Annotated in this window: 21 protein-coding genes and 1 pseudogene; 2 read left to right on the forward strand and 20 right to left on the reverse strand. The window is 44.2% G+C overall.

Going from position 1 to position 17,655, the window contains the following annotated elements; all coding sequences use genetic code 11:
- The first annotated feature begins 84 nt into the window (after positions 1 to 84).
- Positions 85 to 642 (forward strand): chemotaxis protein CheW, encoded by a 558-nt coding sequence (locus G511_RS0113350; RefSeq protein WP_028470068.1) that lies wholly within the window; start codon positions 85 to 87, stop codon positions 640 to 642.
- Positions 643 to 736: 94 nt separating this feature from the next.
- Here the strand turns inward: G511_RS0113350 and G511_RS0113355 are convergent, their stop codons facing one another.
- From G511_RS0113355 to G511_RS0113425, 15 genes are all read right to left on the reverse strand, one after another.
- Entirely contained in the window at positions 737 to 1,837 is a 1,101-nt protein-coding gene (locus tag G511_RS0113355; RefSeq protein ID WP_028470069.1) for a malate dehydrogenase, read from the reverse strand.
- A 130-nt stretch (positions 1,838 to 1,967) separates the two neighbouring features.
- Entirely contained in the window at positions 1,968 to 2,858 is an 891-nt protein-coding gene (locus G511_RS0113360) for a radical SAM protein (protein ID WP_036552063.1), read from the reverse strand.
- A gap of 8 nt (positions 2,859 to 2,866) precedes the next feature.
- On the reverse strand, positions 2,867 to 3,667 hold the full coding sequence (locus G511_RS0113365) for a TatD family hydrolase (protein WP_028470071.1): 801 nt from the start codon (positions 3,665 to 3,667) through the stop codon (positions 2,867 to 2,869).
- A gap of 11 nt (positions 3,668 to 3,678) precedes the next feature.
- Positions 3,679 to 4,029 carry a PilZ domain-containing protein gene (locus G511_RS0113370; protein ID WP_028470072.1) on the reverse strand — a complete coding sequence of 117 codons (351 nt, stop codon included), beginning with the start codon at positions 4,027 to 4,029 and terminating at the stop codon, positions 3,679 to 3,681.
- Between the two features lie 21 nt (positions 4,030 to 4,050).
- Positions 4,051 to 5,070, reverse strand: coding sequence for a DNA polymerase III subunit delta' (locus G511_RS0113375; protein ID WP_036552033.1), 1,020 nt, complete (start codon positions 5,068 to 5,070; stop codon positions 4,051 to 4,053).
- Positions 5,070 to 5,708, reverse strand: a complete 639-nt coding sequence (gene tmk, locus G511_RS0113380) for a dTMP kinase (RefSeq protein WP_036552034.1) — start codon at positions 5,706 to 5,708, stop codon at positions 5,070 to 5,072. The genes G511_RS0113375 and tmk overlap by 1 nt, the downstream gene beginning before the upstream one ends.
- The gene (mltG, locus tag G511_RS0113385) at positions 5,708 to 6,745 is read right to left on the reverse strand and encodes an endolytic transglycosylase MltG (RefSeq protein ID WP_028470075.1); all 1,038 of its coding nucleotides are present in this window, start codon (positions 6,743 to 6,745) and stop codon (positions 5,708 to 5,710) included. Before mltG ends, tmk begins: the two co-directional genes overlap by 1 nt.
- Positions 6,742 to 7,572: an aminodeoxychorismate lyase gene (pabC, locus tag G511_RS0113390; protein ID WP_036552036.1), complete on the reverse strand. Its 831-nt coding sequence runs from the start codon at positions 7,570 to 7,572 to the stop codon at positions 6,742 to 6,744. The genes mltG and pabC overlap by 4 nt, the downstream gene beginning before the upstream one ends.
- Before the next feature lie 2 nt (positions 7,573 to 7,574).
- On the reverse strand, positions 7,575 to 8,813 hold the full coding sequence (gene fabF, locus G511_RS0113395; RefSeq protein ID WP_028470077.1) for a beta-ketoacyl-ACP synthase II: 1,239 nt from the start codon (positions 8,811 to 8,813) through the stop codon (positions 7,575 to 7,577).
- 108 nt (positions 8,814 to 8,921) lie between these two features.
- Complete coding sequence (gene acpP / locus G511_RS0113400; protein WP_028470078.1) at positions 8,922 to 9,155, reverse strand: acyl carrier protein; 234 nt, start codon at positions 9,153 to 9,155, stop codon at positions 8,922 to 8,924.
- Positions 9,156 to 9,321: 166 nt separating this feature from the next.
- Positions 9,322 to 10,065: a 3-oxoacyl-ACP reductase FabG gene (gene fabG, locus G511_RS0113405; protein ID WP_028470079.1), complete on the reverse strand. Its 744-nt coding sequence runs from the start codon at positions 10,063 to 10,065 to the stop codon at positions 9,322 to 9,324.
- 18 nt (positions 10,066 to 10,083) lie between these two features.
- Positions 10,084 to 11,016 carry an ACP S-malonyltransferase gene (fabD, locus tag G511_RS0113410; RefSeq protein ID WP_028470080.1) on the reverse strand — a complete coding sequence of 311 codons (933 nt, stop codon included), beginning with the start codon at positions 11,014 to 11,016 and terminating at the stop codon, positions 10,084 to 10,086.
- A gap of 95 nt (positions 11,017 to 11,111) precedes the next feature.
- Positions 11,112 to 12,146, reverse strand: coding sequence for a phosphate acyltransferase PlsX (gene plsX, locus G511_RS0113415; protein WP_028470081.1), 1,035 nt, complete (start codon positions 12,144 to 12,146; stop codon positions 11,112 to 11,114).
- 5 nt (positions 12,147 to 12,151) lie between these two features.
- Positions 12,152 to 12,331, reverse strand: coding sequence for a 50S ribosomal protein L32 (rpmF, locus tag G511_RS0113420; RefSeq protein WP_028470082.1), 180 nt, complete (start codon positions 12,329 to 12,331; stop codon positions 12,152 to 12,154).
- Between the two features lie 18 nt (positions 12,332 to 12,349).
- Positions 12,350 to 12,781, reverse strand: a complete 432-nt coding sequence (locus G511_RS0113425; RefSeq protein ID WP_245574028.1) for a YceD family protein — start codon at positions 12,779 to 12,781, stop codon at positions 12,350 to 12,352.
- Between the two features lie 211 nt (positions 12,782 to 12,992).
- Here G511_RS0113425 and G511_RS0113430 point away from each other — a divergent pair, with 211 nt between their 5' ends.
- Positions 12,993 to 13,571, forward strand: a complete 579-nt coding sequence (locus tag G511_RS0113430) for a Maf family protein (RefSeq protein WP_028470084.1) — start codon at positions 12,993 to 12,995, stop codon at positions 13,569 to 13,571.
- Positions 13,572 to 13,647: 76 nt separating this feature from the next.
- On the opposite strand, the gene G511_RS0113435 is transcribed toward G511_RS0113430, so the two are convergent.
- The 5 genes and pseudogenes from G511_RS0113435 to G511_RS24540 form a co-directional block, all read right to left on the reverse strand.
- Entirely contained in the window at positions 13,648 to 14,670 is a 1,023-nt protein-coding gene (locus G511_RS0113435; protein WP_036552039.1) for a S49 family peptidase, read from the reverse strand.
- Positions 14,667 to 15,338, reverse strand: a complete 672-nt coding sequence (locus tag G511_RS0113440; protein WP_036552040.1) for an HAD-IIIA family hydrolase — start codon at positions 15,336 to 15,338, stop codon at positions 14,667 to 14,669. The genes G511_RS0113435 and G511_RS0113440 overlap by 4 nt, the downstream gene beginning before the upstream one ends.
- Positions 15,339 to 15,603: 265 nt before the next feature.
- The gene (locus tag G511_RS0113445; protein WP_036552041.1) at positions 15,604 to 16,347 is read right to left on the reverse strand and encodes an SDR family oxidoreductase; all 744 of its coding nucleotides are present in this window, start codon (positions 16,345 to 16,347) and stop codon (positions 15,604 to 15,606) included.
- Positions 16,348 to 16,362: 15 nt separating this feature from the next.
- Positions 16,363 to 17,163: an enoyl-CoA hydratase-related protein gene (locus G511_RS0113450; RefSeq protein ID WP_425411399.1), complete on the reverse strand. Its 801-nt coding sequence runs from the start codon at positions 17,161 to 17,163 to the stop codon at positions 16,363 to 16,365.
- Positions 17,164 to 17,213: 50 nt separating this feature from the next.
- A pseudogene (locus G511_RS24540) lies at positions 17,214 to 17,655 on the reverse strand (phenylacetic acid degradation protein PaaN); the annotation flags it as partial.

The following is a 17,655-nucleotide window of genomic DNA, read 5'->3' on the forward strand; positions in this document are numbered from 1 at the left end:
TACAATCTATGTTTAAGCTATTTTCAAATCTATTTTAAACAATTGTCTTTACGCTAAGCAGTCATTATAAGTGGACAGATTAACATGAGCTTACAAGCTGAATCAGACCAACTAAAATCGATCGAAGGCATGCAGTCCAGCAAGGACAAAAAAGAGCGTGCAAAACGAGCCAATCAAGAAGAAATTGTCTACCATCAATGGGCTACTTTTAAAGTTAATAAAGAGCTTTATGGCATTGATGTAATGAAGGTAAAAGAAGTCCTTCGTTATTCAGATATGACGCCGGTGCCTGGCGCTGAGCATTATATCCTGGGCATTATTAACTTACGTGGTAATGTTGCTACTGTCTTAGATACACGCCGACTCTTTAAAATGCCGCTTACCGAAGTCGATGATAATACACGTATCATCATGGTTGATTATAACGAGCAAGAAGTCGTTGGGCTTGTCGTTGATAGTGTCGATGAAGTGATCAACATTCCTCAAGATGATATTGAACGAGCACCCAATATTGCAGGAGATGAGTCCAGCAGACGCTTTGTACAAGGCGTTTGTTACTATAACGGCCTACTCACCATTTTGTTGGACATTAATAAAATGATGATCAGTATTACTCCAGATACTGAAGACGACCCCAATTAAACCACCTATAGGGCCTTTATTAAACACTACTCAACGCACATATCAAAAAGCCTCTGCTAACTAACAGAGGCTTTTTAATTACTGCCTAATAAACTTACATAACGCGGTTTGTTGTCATGAATTTACTATTTTGATCTGGGCCTGTGCCATCAGCATACAAGGTCACACCAGAGCGCAAACAAATGGACAGGTTAAGATGCGACGCCTCTGTTTCTTTTGGAAGCAGATGGTCAATCACGGACCTTTCTTCTAGTAGCTCTTTCTCAGTAGTAGTCAGACGATTACGACTATAGTCGTTGATCTCGATACCTTGAACAATCTGGTAGCGACCATAGTTACAACGCACTGGATATGAGTAAAAGATGCCTTTAGCAATACCATAACTACCATCGCTAAGAATCCCCATGCTGACAATTTCACCAGGCTCTGTACCCAGAACCCAATCATGCATTTGATTGACAATAGCCTGCGCTGCAGAAGCGGCACTGGATAAACCACGCGCCTGAATAATCTCACCACCACGTTGCTGAATTTGTGGAATGAAGACATCGTTATACCAGTTAAAATCAATTTGCGATAACGCAGGCTCACCTAAGATAGTCGCATGATGCAGGTCTGGATACTGTGTAGGCGAATGGTTACCCCAGATAATAATTCCGTTAATATCTCGCGCAGTAGCACCGGATTGGCTAGCAAGAATTCCTTTAGCACGATTGTGGTCGAGGCGTGTTAAACAGGTGAACTGTGAAGGGCTTAAATCAGGCGCATTACGGCTAGCGATCAATGCATTAGTATTAGCGGGGTTACCCGTGACCAGTACTTTTACATCTCGGTTGGCATAGTCATTAAGGGCTTTACCTTGGCGAGCGAAAATCTCTGCATTAACCTCTAAAAGATCACTACGCTCCATGCCTGGGCCACGCGGTCTAGCGCCAACTAACAGCGCATAATGTGCGCTCTTGAAGCCATCTTCAACGTTATCATGCAAAGTAATAGTATGTAGTAGAGGGTACGCACAATCTTCCAGCTCCATTGCAACACCGCGAAGGGACTCCATCGCATGAGGCAACTCAATAAGCTGCAATATAACTGGCTGGTCTTTGCCCATCATCTCACCAGCGGCTATTTTAAATAAAAGGCTATAGCTAATTGCGCCAGCGGCACCAGTAACGGCAATTCGAACGGGACGTCTCATATGAATATTCCTGCTGATGTGGTTTTTTATAATACCGTGTGTTTTTATAATAATTAGTACTAAAGTTTATAACACACCAAAACAGGACAAAAAAGAAAGCGCCAAAGAAAAGTACCAAAGAAGTAAGAAACTAGAGACTTCTGTCGCTAGAATGTCGTAAAAAGACAGATGACTCACCAGAAATTGCTGCTTCTAGCTGCTCTAAACAACGTGCTTTATCTGCACCAAACACTCCTTTTAACACCAATACATTAGATGCATGATCACTTCTAAAAATGGTTTTTTGTAGATCTAACGCTCCGATAAACTGCTGCATTTCCTTAAATAATTGAATATCATTCATACTATGATACCCGCCATTAAAGGCTTCTCGGTAACGCTGCTCGCCGTTAGAAAAGAACAACACCAAGCTCGCTAAGTATTCAGGTTGTGTGGCGTTCATTAAGCGCGCTGTTTCGCGCGCATGCTGCTCACTATACAACTGCCCACCTAAACCATTAATCACCATGACCGAGCGCTTAATACCGGCTGCTTGTAATTTTATTAAACCATCATAGGTAGATTGGTAGGTTTCACCTTTATCAATTAGCGAAAGCAGCTCATCATCTCCGGTTTCAACGCCGATATAAAGCATCGATAATCCGAGTGATTTTAATTCTGCTAGCTCTTCAACTGTTTTTTTCTTTACATTACTTGGCAAGCAATAAGCCGTTATGCGCGTCACCTTAGGAAGATTCGCTTTAATTGCTTCAAGGATGCTCTTCAGACGCCTAAAAGAGAGCGCCATCGCATCTCCATCTGCTAGAAAAATTCGACGCGTATTCGGCAACTGCTCACCGCAACGCTGAATTTCCGCTAGTATTTCTTTTTCAGATTTTGGTTTGAATTTTTTCTGGGGCTGCGTGTACATCTCACAATAGACACAACGATTCCAACTACAACCGTTAGTGACCTGCAAGATAAGAGAATGCGCCTCACTGGGCGGCCGAAACAACGGCTCTATGTAATCAACCGGCGGCATCGTCCACATTACCTCAAACCATCCAATTCTGCGGCTTTTGAAAACAGTCGATAGAAATTCTCAGTGGATACTTGTGCAACCTTCTCTAATGAAACCCCTTTGATATCGGCGATACACTGAGCAACCTCAACCACATATTTAGGTTCATTTTTCTTACCTCTGTGAGGAATCGGGGCAAGATAAGGCGCATCGGTTTCTATCAGAATTTTTTCTAACGGAATGGCTTTAACAACATCGCGTAGCTCTTGTGCATTGCGAAAAGTTACAATGCCAGAAAACGAAATTAAATAATTCATATCTAACGCGGCTTTTGCCATTTCAAGAGATTCGGTAAAGCAATGCAATACACCGCCAGCATCTCCTCCATGAGCGCGAATAAGTGCCAGCGTGTCTTCACGCGCATCTCGTGTATGAACTATAACGGGCAAGGCTAATTGAGCCGCCGCTTGTAAATGATTAATAAAGCTTTGCTGTTGCAGTACTTTTGTCTCGGTTTGATAAAAATAATCAAGCCCGGTTTCACCAATAGCGACAATTTTGGAGTGCTGCTTTGTTTTATCAAGTAAACCTTGAACCGAAATCACCCCTGCCTCATCTTCAACATGAAGTGGATGAACGCCAAAAGAGGCAAAAATCTTGGCTTGATCTTCTATTAGCTTATACATCCCTTCAAACTGCTCAATATCAATAGAGACACATAGTAAGCGTGAAATATCTCTTTCAAAAGCAGCGGCCAACATGGCAGGAAAATTATTATCGTATGGAGACAGGTCTAACTTGTCGAGGTGACAATGAGAATCAATGAACATAAGAATACAAATTAAAGAGTGTTAGTTGGACGACCAGAGTTAAGAGCCCCAGCCAGGTGAGTCTCGATTTTCTGAACAAGTGTCGTATCTTCAGGGGATAGCTGAATACCAATACCCGGCTTTTTACCGCCTTGCGGTGCTTTAGGTGTCACCCAGATAACTTTACCCGTCACCGGTATCTTATCAGGATCATCCATTAGAGTAAGAAGCATAAATACTTCTTCACCAAGCTGATATGAGCGAGCCGTGGGAATAAATATCCCACCATTGGCAACAAAAGGCATGTAAGCCTTATACAGATCTTCTTTGGTCTCTATATTAAGAGACAATATGCCGTGGCTTATGCGCGGAACAACTGACATTGTATCTTGAGAACTCCTTCTCTAGGATCGCACGAGTGCAGACCAATCTATGAGTATACGTTCTAACAATAGCTGCTTATTTGGGTTTTGTCTGCGCTGTAGGCCCAGCCTTTCAAATTGAATCAGATCAGCTAACGTAAAGATTTTATCCTTTGTGCTGTTTTTAGCAACACCCTTTAACATTTTTTGCATATCCTTATTACGGACTAACTCATCACTGCCCATTAATAGTATACGCGTAATATCTGCAAGCAGGCCTTGTAACCACCCTAACAACAAGTCTAGATCGGCTTTTAGAAATTGCCCAGCAACTTCTAGTGGTGATTTACGCTGCCTAAGAATATCTCTTAAAGCCGTCAGAAAATCAGCTCTAAGTGCCTGATGCCCTTGCTGCTTAAAATCTACTCCAGCTAACGGCGCACCATGCACGACCTTAAGCAGCTGTAACGCTTCCTGGCGCTCAACGGAAAGCGTCTCAACCAACCATTCAACAGCGACTGTTTCGCCCGGAGGGTGGCAATCTAAGCGCTGACACCTGCTTTTTACCGTAGGAAGCACTTGCCCTAATTGATGAGTAATCAGAATAAGTAACGTATCACGACCCGGTTCTTCCAGTGTTTTTAACAAGGCATTCGCAGCTGAAATATTCATAGATTCAGCCGGTTCAAGCACAACAACACGATACCCACCTTGCTGAGCAGTATTGTGCATAAACTCGGTTAACTGTCGGACCTGATCAACTTTAATCGGCTTACCTTTTTCTTCTGGACGAAGAAAGTACAAGTCGGGGTGTCCACTTGAGTTTAATAAGACACAACTACGGCATTGCCCGCACGCTGAATTGGCCTGAGGCTGATGGCACATCACATAGCCCGCAATTGACTCAGCTAAACGCGCCTTACCTATTCCCTGCATACCACTGAGTAGCAATGCATGTGGCAAGTGATTATCATTATGCAAACGCAATACTCTTTGCCACTGTTCCTCAAACCAAGGGTAAATAGCCGCATTGAGCGAATGGTAACGATCACTAATTTCCATTACTTAATATCCAGTTTTTCAGCCAAAGCAGCAGCAATTTGTTGCTGTACATTTTCTAAAGACCGAGAGGCATCAATTAAAGCAAAGCGACCTGGCTCGGCTCTTAAACGATGATGATACCCTTGCCTGACTTTCTCGAAGAAGTCATGTTTTTCCTGCTCAAAGCGATCCAGTGCGCCTCGCTCTTTTGCTCTGGCAATGCCAATATCGACAGGCAAGTCCAATAGGATTGTAAGGTCTGGGCGTAAATCCCCGAGCACGTATTGCTCAAGCTGCTGTATGCGATTCCAGCTAATACCGCGCCCTGCGCCCTGGTAAGCAAAGGTTGCATCAGTAAAACGGTCACTAAGCACCCATTGCCCTTGCTCCAAAGATGGTTTAATTACTTGATCAACATGCTGTGCTCTGGCAGCAAACACTAGAAGAATCTCAGCATCATCACTCACCTTTTCATCTCTAGGCTGAAGTAACAACCCCCGAATCTCTTCTGCGAGTGGCGTACCGCCTGGCTCACGGGTCAACCGCAAATCAATGCCTTTATTCGACAAATACTGGCGAATAAACTCAACATTGGTGCTTTTACCAACGCCTTCTGTACCTTCGATGGTGATAAAGCAACCTTTTTTTACAATATCCATCACTTCTCCGGCGTTGAGCGGTATTGTTGTTTACGTCTTAACTGGTATTGCCTTACTGCCCTGTTATGCGCCTTCAGCGAGGGTGAAAACTGATGACGGCCATCACCCTTAGCAACGAAATATAAAGACTTTCCTACTTTGGGGTTTAATGCAGCTTGAATAGCCTCACGCCCCACCATCGCTATTGGGGTAGGCGGTAAGCCATTGATAGTGTAAGTGTTATAAGCGGTAGGCTTACGCAAATCTTTGCGCGTAATATTACCTGTATATTTATCACCAATACCGTAGATAACAGTAGGATCTGTTTGTAAACGCATCCCTATTTTTAAACGTTTAATAAACACACCTGCAATAAGAGGGCGTTCAGCGGCTACGGCTGTTTCTTTTTCAACGATAGACGCCATAATCAACGCTTCGTAGGACGTTTTGTAGGGTAGCTTTGTATCACGCGCTTCCCAAAGCTTGCTAAGCGCCTGCTGCTGAGCTTTATAACTGCGCTCAAGCAAAGCCAAATCTGTAGAGTTGCGCTCTATCTGAAATGTATCCGCTAAAAAAAGCCCCTCAGGGTGTGATTCTTTAGCCCCCAAAGCCGCTAGTATTTCCACATCGGTTTTATCAGACAAGGTTTGCTTAATAAGCTCTGTACGTTGAGCTAACTGCGCCCTTAACTGCTTAAAGGTTGTGCCTTCTATTACCGTAAAACTATGTTGCACACCTTTACCCGATACCAGTTTTTGCAGCAATTCATTTGGACTTAAACCCTTCTCAACCAGATACTCACCCGCTTTAATTTTCACACCTAGCTTATTGATACGCGCATAAGCTTTAAAATAGAGAGGCTTATTAATAACGCCGCCATGCTCTAAAGCGCTTAACAAGCGGTTAAATGATGTTCCCTTAGAGACGATCAAAGAAGGAATATCGCTTTTTAGGTTAATCGACGCATTCATATAGCGATGCATATCCTGCCACAACCAACCCATAGCGGCTGCGCCTAATAACAATAAAACAAAAAATAATACTAATACCCGTTTCAAACGTTATATTCCTTTTTCAACAAGGTTTGTAACTGCTGTGTAAGCGGTCCAATGTCCCAACTTTCGCTATCCAGCTGAACTACAGGCCAAATATCGATAAGCGAGTTACAAATAAAAATTTCTTCAGCACTGCTTAATGCTTCATCAGTAAAGCGCCCAATTTTAACCGGCTTAAGCTGTACTGCAGCAATATCTATAATAGTTTGACGCAACACACCAGCAACACCACAACGGTCCAACTCAGGCGTATAGATCTGCCCCTGCTTGCACCAAAAGAGGTTACTCATAGTCCCCTCAACCAGATACCCGTCAGGGTCTCTCATTAGCCCTTCTGATATATGAGGGTTATCCCACTCTTGCCTTGCAAGCACTTGCTCTAGGCGATTCAAGTGCTTCATGCCCGCAAGTAATGGATTAATCGATAAAGGGGTACTACACCAACGAAGCGTGACACCATCATTTGCTTTTTGAGTAAAATCAGCCGCTTCAGATAACGCCGTTATAGTAGTCGACTTAGGTTTTTTTAGTGGAAAGTAGCCACGAGGACCCGAACCTCGAGTCACGGTGAGTTTTAATACAGCAGTATGATAAGGATTAATGGACAGAAGGTCTTTAAGGTCTGTGCTGAAACGCTCTTCAAGTCCATTAATGGGAATTCCCAAACGTGTACAACCAGCCTGTAAGCGAGCTATATGCGCGCCCCATAATAAGGGCTTATTTTGTATTACTTTAATAGTTTCAAATAAACCATCGCCATAACATAAGCCCCGATCAGTGATCGCTAATTCATGAGACTCAGCGCCATTAACCCTTATAAGATCAAGCACTATCAGATTTTACGAAAAACTAATGTGCCATTTGTACCACCAAAACCAAATGAATTAGATACAGCAGCATCTATAACGCATGGCTGAGCATCGTGAGCTACATAGTTCAAATCACACCCATCTGAGGGGTTATCAAGGTTTATCGTCGGAGGTGCAACCTGATCTCTGATAGCCAAAATAGAAAAAATAGCTTCAACAGCTCCCGCCGCACCCAGTAGATGCCCCGTCATTGACTTAGTAGAACTCATTCGCAAAGCATCAGTGGCGTTGCCAAATACCCGTTTAGCAGCATTCGTTTCTGCTAAGTCACCCGCCGGCGTTGATGTACCATGCGCATTAATATAATTCACCTGATCGACATTCAAGCCAGCATCACGAATAGCATTAGCCATTGAGTTAGCAGCACCTTCTCCCGTAGCAGGAGGCGCGGTCATATGATGAGCATCATCACTCATACCAAGCCCCGCTAGCTCACAATAAATATCTGCACCACGTGCTTTAGCATGCTCATATTCTTCAATAACAAGCACACCAGCGCCATCACCTAAGACGAAACCGTCGCGATCACGGTCCCAAGGACGACTTGCTCTTTGAGGATCATCATTGCGCGTTGACAAGGCACGCGCAGCCGCGAAACCTCCCAAGCCTAATTCTGTCGTGGCCATTTCAGCACCACCTGCCAACATAACATCTGCATCACCATACTGGATCATTCGCATAGCTGAACCAATATTATGTGTGCCTGTTGTACACGCGGTTGTAATAGCAATATTCGGGCCTTTTAGACCATACTTAATCGCAAGATTACCCGAAATCATATTAATAATGCTGCCCGGCACAAAAAACGGAGAAATACGTCTTGGGCCACTTTTTTTCAATATGTTGTGAGTATTTTCAATAAGTGTCAGCCCACCAATACCCGAACCAACAGCACAGCCTATACGCGTTGCATTAGCATCAGTCACTTCAAGGCCAGAATCATTTATTGCCTGAGCAGCCGCAGCCATTCCGTATTGGATGAACAAATCCATTTTACGCGCATCTTTAGGATTCATATACTCAGCAACATCGAACCCCTTAATAGAAGCTGAGAAGCGTGTAGAAAACTGAGAAGCATCAAAATGTTCAATAGACGCCGCCCCACTTTTACCTGCGAGAATAGAATCCCAAGCGTCTTGGACAGTGTTACCTACCGGCGATAACATACCCATTCCGGTAACCACCACTCTTCTGCGAGACATAGCGCCACTCCATTTAAAATCTATAGAAATAGAAAAGCCGCACTCTACGTATATAGATGCGGCTTTTCGATCAAACTTTAATCAAAATTTGATCAAGAAACGGTTCGATTACTGATGAGCGCTTACGTAATCGATAGCCAGCTGAACAGTCGTGATCTTTTCAGCTTCTTCATCTGGAATCTCAGTTTCAAACTCTTCTTCAAGAGCCATTACCAACTCAACAGTGTCGAGAGAATCAGCACCTAAATCTTCTACGAAAGAAGCTGCGTTGATCACTTCTTCTTCTTTAACACCCAGCTGTTCAGCGATGATTTTTTTAACGCGCTCTTCAATATTGCTCATAACTCTTCCTATCTTTTTATCAACCCTTCACACCGAAGGTATGAAATCGTGATTTTATTAGAACCCACCTATACATAGCAAGCAGGTAGTTTAAATTCGTTTCGGCTGACGGCCAATTATCAACAAATTGCCAAGAAAAACAATTCCTAAAAGCAAATACGCTGATTTAACTCATGTACATGCCGCCATTTACCTGGATTGACTCACCTGTAACGTACGCTCCTCCATCACTTGCAAGGAATCCTACTACAGATGCAATCTCTTCAGGGCGTCCCAGACGATTCATAGGAATCTGAGACTGCAAAGCCGCTTTCTGTTCTTCTGGTAGTCCACTGGTCATATCTGTATCGATAAATCCAGGTGCAACACAATTGACCGTAATATTACGCGAACCAATTTCACGTGCAAGCGCTCGTGTAAAACCTTCCATACCTGATTTCGCAGCAGCGTAGTTGGCCTGACCAGCATTGCCCATAGAAGCAACTACCGAGCTGACGCTGATAATACGCCCCCAGCGCGCTTTTGTCATACCTCTCAAGCAACCTTTCACCACACGATAGACCGACGTCAGGTTTGTATTTAATACAGAATCCCATTCATCTTCTTTCATACGGAGCATGATATTATCACGAGTAATGCCAGCATTATTAACTAAAATAGCCACGGCACCAAATTCGTCCTGAATCGCCTTAATAACAGACTCAACCGACTCTGCAGACGACACATCCAACGTTAGGCCCTTACCCGCTATACCAGCCTCAGAGAGATAACCACTAATGGAGCCTGCACCTGAATCACTGGTTGCTGTGCCAACTACAATAGCACCCTGACGGCCAAGCTCTAATGCGATAGCTTTACCAATGCCGCGTGTCGCACCTGTAACAAGGGCAATTTTACCTTCAATACTCATCTCAACTTTCCTTATTTGTTACAGCGCTAACGCAACATCCACCCCTGCCGGGTCATTTATTGCTTTAACCACTAACGGCTTGTGAATTTTTTTATTCAATCCAGATAGTACCTTGCCTGGACCACATTCAATAGTCGTATCTACACCTTGATCAACCATTGCCTGCACACTGTTCGTCCACAAAACAGGACTATACAGTTGAGCTAATAAGTTTTCAGCTAACTGCTCAACACTCTCAGGCAAAGATGCTGCAACATTTTGAACCACTGGTATTTCAGGCATAGAAATCGTAATACTTGCCAATGCTTGTGCTAATTTATCCGCAGCGGGCTTCATCAAAGAACAATGAGAAGGCACGCTAACAGGCAAAGGAATAGCACGTTTAGCACCGGCTTCTTTGCACGCTGCAATAGCTCTTTCAACAGCGTCTTTCTCGCCTGCAATAACAACTTGCCCAGGGCAGTTGTAATTCACCGGAGAAACAACCTGCCCCTGCTCAGCCTGCTGACAGCTGGATTTAATCGCATCATCAGCCAAACCAAGGATAGCAGCCATAGCACCCGTACCCGCAGGCACCGCTTGCTGCATATATTCGCCACGCAATTTAACCAAATTGACAGCATCGGCGAAATCGATAGCACCAGCACACACAAGAGCTGTATATTCACCCAAGCTATGACCGGCCATTATTGAAGGCTTAGCACCGCCTTTTTCTAGCCATAAGCGCCATAACGCAACACCCGACACCAGCAATGCAGGCTGAGTTCTGTCCGTTTGATTAAGATCTGCTTCAGGACCATTCTGTACAAGGTCCCACAAGTCATAGCCTAATACGGCCGACGCTTCAGAATATGTGTTTTGAATAATTGGGTTTTCAGCAGCTAATGCAGCCAACATACCGACTTGCTGGGAACCCTGCCCAGGAAAAACAAAAGCAAAAGACTGCGACATAAATGTCCTCAACTCACTAAAATCTGATAAACAGCATAAGCTTGCTATGCTAAAAAGATGTGTAGTTTACAATATTGCGACAGAATTAGAACGACTTAATCACCCACTGAAGACAAGTAACCGGACAAGCGCTCACTTATTTTACCAGGTACGTTTTGCAAAACCTCCGCAACAGCACGATCCAATGCATAACCGAAGCATTTTTGATCAGCACTTCCATGACTTTTCATAACGATACCTTGCAAACCAAGAAGAGTCGCGCCATTTAAACGAGAGGGATCCATCTGCTCTTGCATCTCTTTCAACACGGGACGAGCCAAGAAAGCCAAACAACGCCGGTATAAAGTGTGTGAAAAGCTCTGGCGAACACGATTAGAAATCAAACGCGCCAAACCTTCACTACTTTTGAGCGTAACATTACCCACAAAACCATCACAAACAACAATATCGGCCCTACCAGCAAAGACATCATTACCTTCAACGTAACCGATATAATTCAGGTTTGACTGCTCACATATAAGCTTATTTGCGAGCCGTACTTGCTCATTACCCTTAATAGCCTCTTCACCGACATTTAGTAAACCAACCGTCGGACAAGGGTTGTTATCAACTGCCTCAACCATAACAGTGCTCATTATGGCAAACTGCAACAAGTGCTCAGCACTGCAATCAACATTAGCACCTAAATCCAGCATATAGCAGTGACCATTTAACGTGGGTACTGAAGCAATAATGGCAGGCCTATCAATTCCTGGCAGCATTTTCAGCACTAAACGCCCAAATGCCATAAGAGCACCTGTATTACCAGCACTAACACATGCATCTGCTTGATTTTCAGCCACTGCTTTTACAGCAAGAGACATAGAGGAATCTTGTCGATGTCTAATCGCTATCGATGGCTTATCGTCCATTGATACCGACTCGCCAGACGGCATGATTTTCAACCGAGACCTTACGGAATCAGTAATACGCTGCGCTGCAAGAAGAGATTCTAACTGCTCAATCTCACCTATAAGCAAAATTGTCAGATATGGATGACGCTCTAAAGCAAAGAGAGATGCTGGAAGGATCGCGTGGGGACCAAAGTCCCCACCCATCGCATCAACCGAGAGAGTGACGCGATTCGACAACGAAATTATTCGCTATCTTGATTTACAACCTGACGACCACGGTAGAAACCGTCAGCTGTCACTTGGTGACGACGGTGAGTCTCACCTGTCGTTGCGTCTACAGACAAAGTCGGACCAGTCAAAGCATCGTGTGAACGGCGCATATCACGACGTGAACGAGACTTTTTGTTTTTCTGTACTGCCATGGTGAGTTAACTCCTAAATCATTTCTTATTGGCCTTCAACTGGGCCAATACTTTAAACGGGTTCGGTTTTTCATTTTCCGGCTTTTCAGCCATATCCGCATCACCGAATTGGGTTTGAATACTACAGTCTGTATGGTATGGAACTAATGGCAGACTGAGAATCAACTCCTCTTCAATGACGTGCAATAGTTCGATCTCTTCGTCCTCAACGATCAATGGATCATAATAGCGAGGCAGCTGCTTTGCCTTCTCCTCATTGAACGCGATAGCCAGATTGAACTCAGCCTGGACATCGACTTGGACCGCTTCCAAACAACGCTGACAAGTCATGTGAACACGACCTTTAGCATCACCTGTTATAATACGAATTCTGCGTTCATCCAGCGAAAAAAGAAGATTAACATCAATAACATCACTATCTTCACATAGATAGGACCCTACTCGAGGCATTTCTTTTACACTAGCCTGACCGGTAATTCGGACTTCCCGCTCAGCAAGCTTTCGCGGATCAACTATTTTCGGTAAGTTACCGTACGACATAAGCGCGCAATTCTAGGGCCCAGCGGCCCTCCTGTCAAAGGAAAATAAGGTTTCGTTCTTAAAAACGTTTACTATTTTACGCGTTTGCACATCAATACATAAGCCTTTAAGGAAAAGAAACATGCAACCTCTGGTTTTAGCCTCCAGCTCACCCTATCGCCGTATCCTTTTGGACAAGCTACAACTGCCTTACAGCTGTCACAGCCCTGATATCGATGAGAGCCCTTATCCAGGTGAAAACGCTACGCAACTAGTCATGCGCCTTGCTGCTGAAAAAGCCCGCGCTGTCGCAGACCAACACCCAGGCAGCGTCATTATCGGCTCGGATCAAGTCGCGGTACTCAACAACCTCATCCTTGGCAAACCCGGCACGAAAGAAAATGCGAGAACACAACTACAACAAGCATCAGGGCAACGCGTTACATTTCTGACAGGACTATGCACATTAGACACGCTTCACAACCACGCACAGACAGAAGTAATTCCCTTTTATGTTCACTTTCGTGAACTCACCGCCCAAATGATTGAAAATTACATAGATAAGGAAAGCCCACTAGATTGCGCCGGCAGTTTTAAGTCGGAGGGATTAGGAATAGCACTATTCGAAAAACTGGAGGGAGAAGACCCTAACGCGCTTGTAGGCTTACCGCTTATTAGACTAATTTCGATGCTAAATAACATTAACATCAACGCGGTATGACAAGCATATAACCTATACTTTTTCACATGTAGGACAAAGAATAAAGGGCTATCAGAGATAACCCTTTATTGACACATTAACGCAACGAATACCCACTTTCAAAACCTAGCTGGGTCGCTATTGTTTTACCGAAAGACACACCAAATTTTTCAATCACTTGGTCTAATGGAGACATTTGAGAAGAGTAATCAACCAGCTTCTCTTGACCCACTATTTCACGTGCAACATAACTAGCACTACCCAAACCATCGATAAGACCTTTTGCTACCGCCTGCTCTCCGGTCCATACCAAGCCTGTGAACAAATCCGGTTCTTCTACCAGTTTATCACCACGGCCTTTTTTTACCTGATTAATAAACTGCATATGCGTAGTGTTTAGCACGGACTGCCAAAATACTTTATCGCTGTCCTTCATCGGGCTGAACGGATCAAGGAAGCCTTTATTCTTACCTGCCGTCATTGCACGGCGCTCTACGCCAACCTTACCCATTAGGTCCACAAACCCAAAACCACCAGAGATAACGCCGATAGAACCAACCAAACTCGCTTTATCTGCGTAGATTTCATCTGCGGCAGCAGCAATATAATAAGCACCAGAAGCACCTATATCCATTATGACTGCATAAACGGGTTTATCGGGGTACAACAGCCGTAAACGTTTAATTTCATCATAGACATAACCTGACTGAACAGGACTGCCACCAGGGCTATTTATACGCAAAATAATAGCTTTAGCACTTTCCGCTTTAAATGCGTCGCGCAAAGACCAAATAATACTATCGGCATTGGCTGCCTCTTGAGCTGATATAGGCCCTGCAATCTCAATAACAGCCGTATGATCAGCCTTATTACCTGCCAAATCTGCAGTAAAAGATGTGCTGGAAAAATAAATACCTAGAATAGCAATCAAGTAGGCAAAAGTAAGTCCCTTAAAAAAGATTCCCCAGCGCCTTGCTCTTCGCTGCTCAACAAACAAACCATTGAGCATTTTTTCAATAAGCTTCCATTCCTTATTACTACTTTTACTCGCGGCTTTTTCTAACACTCGATCCAAGCCCTCGTCCTTTTTTTCATCCCAATGATTGTCGTTCTCACTCACACTGCTTCTCCTGATTGCAAATCTAGCCACACCTCTAACTCTGGAAAGGCATGCATCTCTAGAACTGGATTGTATTGTTTCAAGCGATCAATATGATGCGCCCCATAGCTAACAGCGATAGTAGCCATCCCCGCCCGAACACCCATTTTTAGATCAAATTCAGTGTCGCCAATCATCACAGCATTCTCGATTGACACTCCACTTTGCGCCAAAATCTCTTCCAACATATGAGGATTCGGTTTCGATGTCGTTTCATCCGCACAACGAGTGACCTCAAACAACCACCCAAGTCCAGTATCTGCTAACACTCGATCTAGACCATGTCGACTTTTTCCTGTAGCAACAGCCAACCGATAACCTTTTTTATGCAGGCTCTCCAACGTTTTCTGCACACCAGGAAATAACGACGTGGGCGTACTATCCCCTTCCATATAATGATAGACATAGCGCTCACGCATAGGCACTAACAACTCGTTATCAATACCTGGATACAATGCCTGGATTGCTTCAGGAAGACCTAATCCGATAATCTCCCTAGCCTCATGGTCCTGTAAATGCCTTAAGTTTAGATCTCTTGCAGCAGATTGCATACTGGACACAATTCGTGCGGTCGAATCTATTACCGTCCCGTCCCAGTCAAAAATAAGTAACGAATACACAATAGCCATCCTACTAGCTGTAATAAATCAGAAAGTTTCTATACACAATGAAAGAATCTTCATTTGAGGCGCTTACACTACGCCTATATGACCGACATTAGTTGTACATGTTCAATTTCTGCAGATCAGATTTTGACAATAGCACAAGCCTGTCAAAAGCGAGGGAATTAAAGCTAAAAAAATGATTTTAAAGAAGAAAATAAAAAAGAGGAACAATAGACTTAACTCAGTCTAACTTGTCCCCCTTATAATAAAAGCGGGTTTTACTACATCACTAGCTTTCTTGAATAATCGGGCGAATATGTAACTCACTCACATCAATGTAGTCAGGCTGCGTTATCGCATAAAAAATTGCATTAGCTATATCTTCAGGTTTTAGAATCGCTGAACCCTCCGCGTACATATTCGCCTTTACCGCATCACGAATTTTCTCATGTGCAATACTATCAGGAAGCTCCGTAGCAACCGCTCCGGGCTGAATATCAGTCACCCTAACACCATAACGAATAGCCTCTTTACGCAAGGTATCTGAAATAGCACGTACAGCGTGCTTGGTTCCTGCATAGACACCAGCGCTTGGGTAAGTTTGACGAGCCGCAATAGAGCTAATATTAACAATATGGCCATTTTTACGTTCAGCCATGCCAGAATAAACCGCATGAATAGCGTAAAGCACACCTTTAATATTAACGTCTATCATCTGCTCCCACTCATCAAGACGACCAGCCAATATTGGGCTAATAGGCATGGTGCCAGCATTATTGATTAAAATATCAACACCACCCGCAACCGCAAGCCTCTCGCCTAGAACAGCCATCCCAGCACGATCAGAAACATCGACAGGTTCAACATTCACACTAACACCGAGTAAACGCAATTCATCCGCCAATGAAGTTAAGCGATCTTCACGGCGAGCACTCAGCACCAAAGACACGCCTTCGCTAGCCAGTCGCCTTGCTGTAGCTTCACCGATACCTGAACTGGCACCGGTAATCCAAACCTTCTTGCCTTTCAGCATGAACAATATTCTCCGCTAACGATGCTTAAAATCTGGTTTACGTTTTTCAGCAAACGCCGTCATACCTTCTTTGCAATCTTCAAAGGCAAAGGACGATGCAAAGTTACGACGCTCAAACGCAAGACCATCACGCAATGAAGCATCTACCGCCATATTGACCGACTCTTTTATCATGTACACCACAGGTCGGGAGTTTGAAGCAATTTTTCGTGCCGTTTTAAAGGCCGTTTCAGCTAACTCTTCTACTGGGACAATACGTGATACCAACCCACTACGCTCAGCTTCTGCAGCATCCATCATACGGCCACTAAGACACATCTCCATCGCTTTAGCTTTACCCACAGCCTTGGTCAAACGCTGAGTCCCGCCAGCACCCGGAATAGTGCCGATACTCACTTCAGGCTGGCCAAATTTTGCAGTCTCGCCTGCAATAATAAAATCACAAGCCATGACCATTTCACAACCACCGCCTAATGCAAAACCGGCTACAGCAGCAATAATGGGTTTGCGTGCTTCATCTATAGCACGCCAACAATCACGCTGAATATAGGGGAAATTTGCCATATACAGCTGTGGGAACGTCAGGTCTTTCATCTCATTAATATCAGCACCTGCAGCAAATACCTTATCGCCACCAGTTATGATGATACAACCAACCTCTTGCGTGTTTTCCAAGACATCCACTGCTTCACCCAACTCTCGGGTTAAGGTCTGACTTAAGGCATTCATTACCTTAGGGCGATTTAGAGTAATGACCCCAACGCCCTCTTTGATATCAACTAATACAGTTTCGTAATTTATAGCTTCGTGACTCATACTTATATCCTTTATCGCAGCTAACCCAGAATGCACCTAACCCAAACGCTCTACGCGTGACGGCGGCTCTGTACTACACGAAAACGATTCGCGACATACGCTAAATCTGATAAGCAGGCATTGGCTGCCGGGTTACAACCCGTGGCATGAAAATCACTGTACGCCGCACTTTGGTTGACGAACACACCGCCGGTTAAGTTGCTGCTGAGGGCAACACCACCATCAATTGCCGCTTCTTCTATCTGCTCCTGCACACTGTCGCTACTCGTATAACAACCCAGTGTAATAGCACCGTGCTGTTTAACCGCATCCGTAGCCAGTTCAATTGAATGTGCGGTGTTCTCGGTTTTCACGACAAAGCTAATCGGGCCAAACAGCTCTTGCATGTAAGTGTCGGCTTTATCGGCATCAATGCTCATCAGCAAAGGTGAGCGCACTCGTGCATTCGGAAAGTGTGGGTGCACCAAGGTTTCAGATTCACGCAATACCGTG

Source organism: Neptunomonas japonica DSM 18939 (genome assembly GCF_000422765.1).
Classification (GTDB): domain Bacteria; phylum Pseudomonadota; class Gammaproteobacteria; order Pseudomonadales; family Balneatricaceae; genus Neptunomonas; species Neptunomonas japonica.

Excerpts from the sequence above, each read along its gene's own strand:
- G511_RS0113350 (WP_028470068.1), top strand. The coding sequence starts at position 85 with ATGAGCTTACAAGCTGAATCAGACCAACTAAAATCGATCGAAGGCATG.
- G511_RS0113355 (WP_028470069.1), bottom strand. The coding sequence starts at position 1,837 with ATGAGACGTCCCGTTCGAATTGCCGTTACTGGTGCCGCTGGCGCAATT.
- G511_RS0113360 (WP_036552063.1), bottom strand. The coding sequence starts at position 2,858 with ATGCCGCCGGTTGATTACATAGAGCCGTTGTTTCGGCCGCCCAGTGAG.
- G511_RS0113365 (WP_028470071.1), bottom strand. The coding sequence starts at position 3,667 with ATGTTCATTGATTCTCATTGTCACCTCGACAAGTTAGACCTGTCTCCA.
- G511_RS0113370 (WP_028470072.1), bottom strand. The coding sequence starts at position 4,029 with ATGTCAGTTGTTCCGCGCATAAGCCACGGCATATTGTCTCTTAATATA.
- G511_RS0113375 (WP_036552033.1), bottom strand. The coding sequence starts at position 5,070 with ATGGAAATTAGTGATCGTTACCATTCGCTCAATGCGGCTATTTACCCT.
- tmk (WP_036552034.1), bottom strand. The coding sequence starts at position 5,708 with ATGGATATTGTAAAAAAAGGTTGCTTTATCACCATCGAAGGTACAGAA.
- fabF (WP_028470077.1), bottom strand. The coding sequence starts at position 8,813 with ATGTCTCGCAGAAGAGTGGTGGTTACCGGAATGGGTATGTTATCGCCG.
- acpP (WP_028470078.1), bottom strand. The coding sequence starts at position 9,155 with ATGAGCAATATTGAAGAGCGCGTTAAAAAAATCATCGCTGAACAGCTG.
- fabG (WP_028470079.1), bottom strand. The coding sequence starts at position 10,065 with ATGAGTATTGAAGGTAAAATTGCCCTTGTTACAGGTGCGACACGCGGC.
- fabD (WP_028470080.1), bottom strand. The coding sequence starts at position 11,016 with ATGTCGCAGTCTTTTGCTTTTGTTTTTCCTGGGCAGGGTTCCCAGCAA.
- rpmF (WP_028470082.1), bottom strand. The coding sequence starts at position 12,331 with ATGGCAGTACAGAAAAACAAAAAGTCTCGTTCACGTCGTGATATGCGC.
- G511_RS0113425 (WP_245574028.1), bottom strand. The coding sequence starts at position 12,781 with ATGCCTCGAGTAGGGTCCTATCTATGTGAAGATAGTGATGTTATTGAT.
- G511_RS0113430 (WP_028470084.1), top strand. The coding sequence starts at position 12,993 with ATGCAACCTCTGGTTTTAGCCTCCAGCTCACCCTATCGCCGTATCCTT.
- G511_RS0113440 (WP_036552040.1), bottom strand. The coding sequence starts at position 15,338 with ATGGCTATTGTGTATTCGTTACTTATTTTTGACTGGGACGGGACGGTA.
- G511_RS0113445 (WP_036552041.1), bottom strand. The coding sequence starts at position 16,347 with ATGCTGAAAGGCAAGAAGGTTTGGATTACCGGTGCCAGTTCAGGTATC.
- G511_RS0113450 (WP_425411399.1), bottom strand. The coding sequence starts at position 17,163 with ATGAGTCACGAAGCTATAAATTACGAAACTGTATTAGTTGATATCAAA.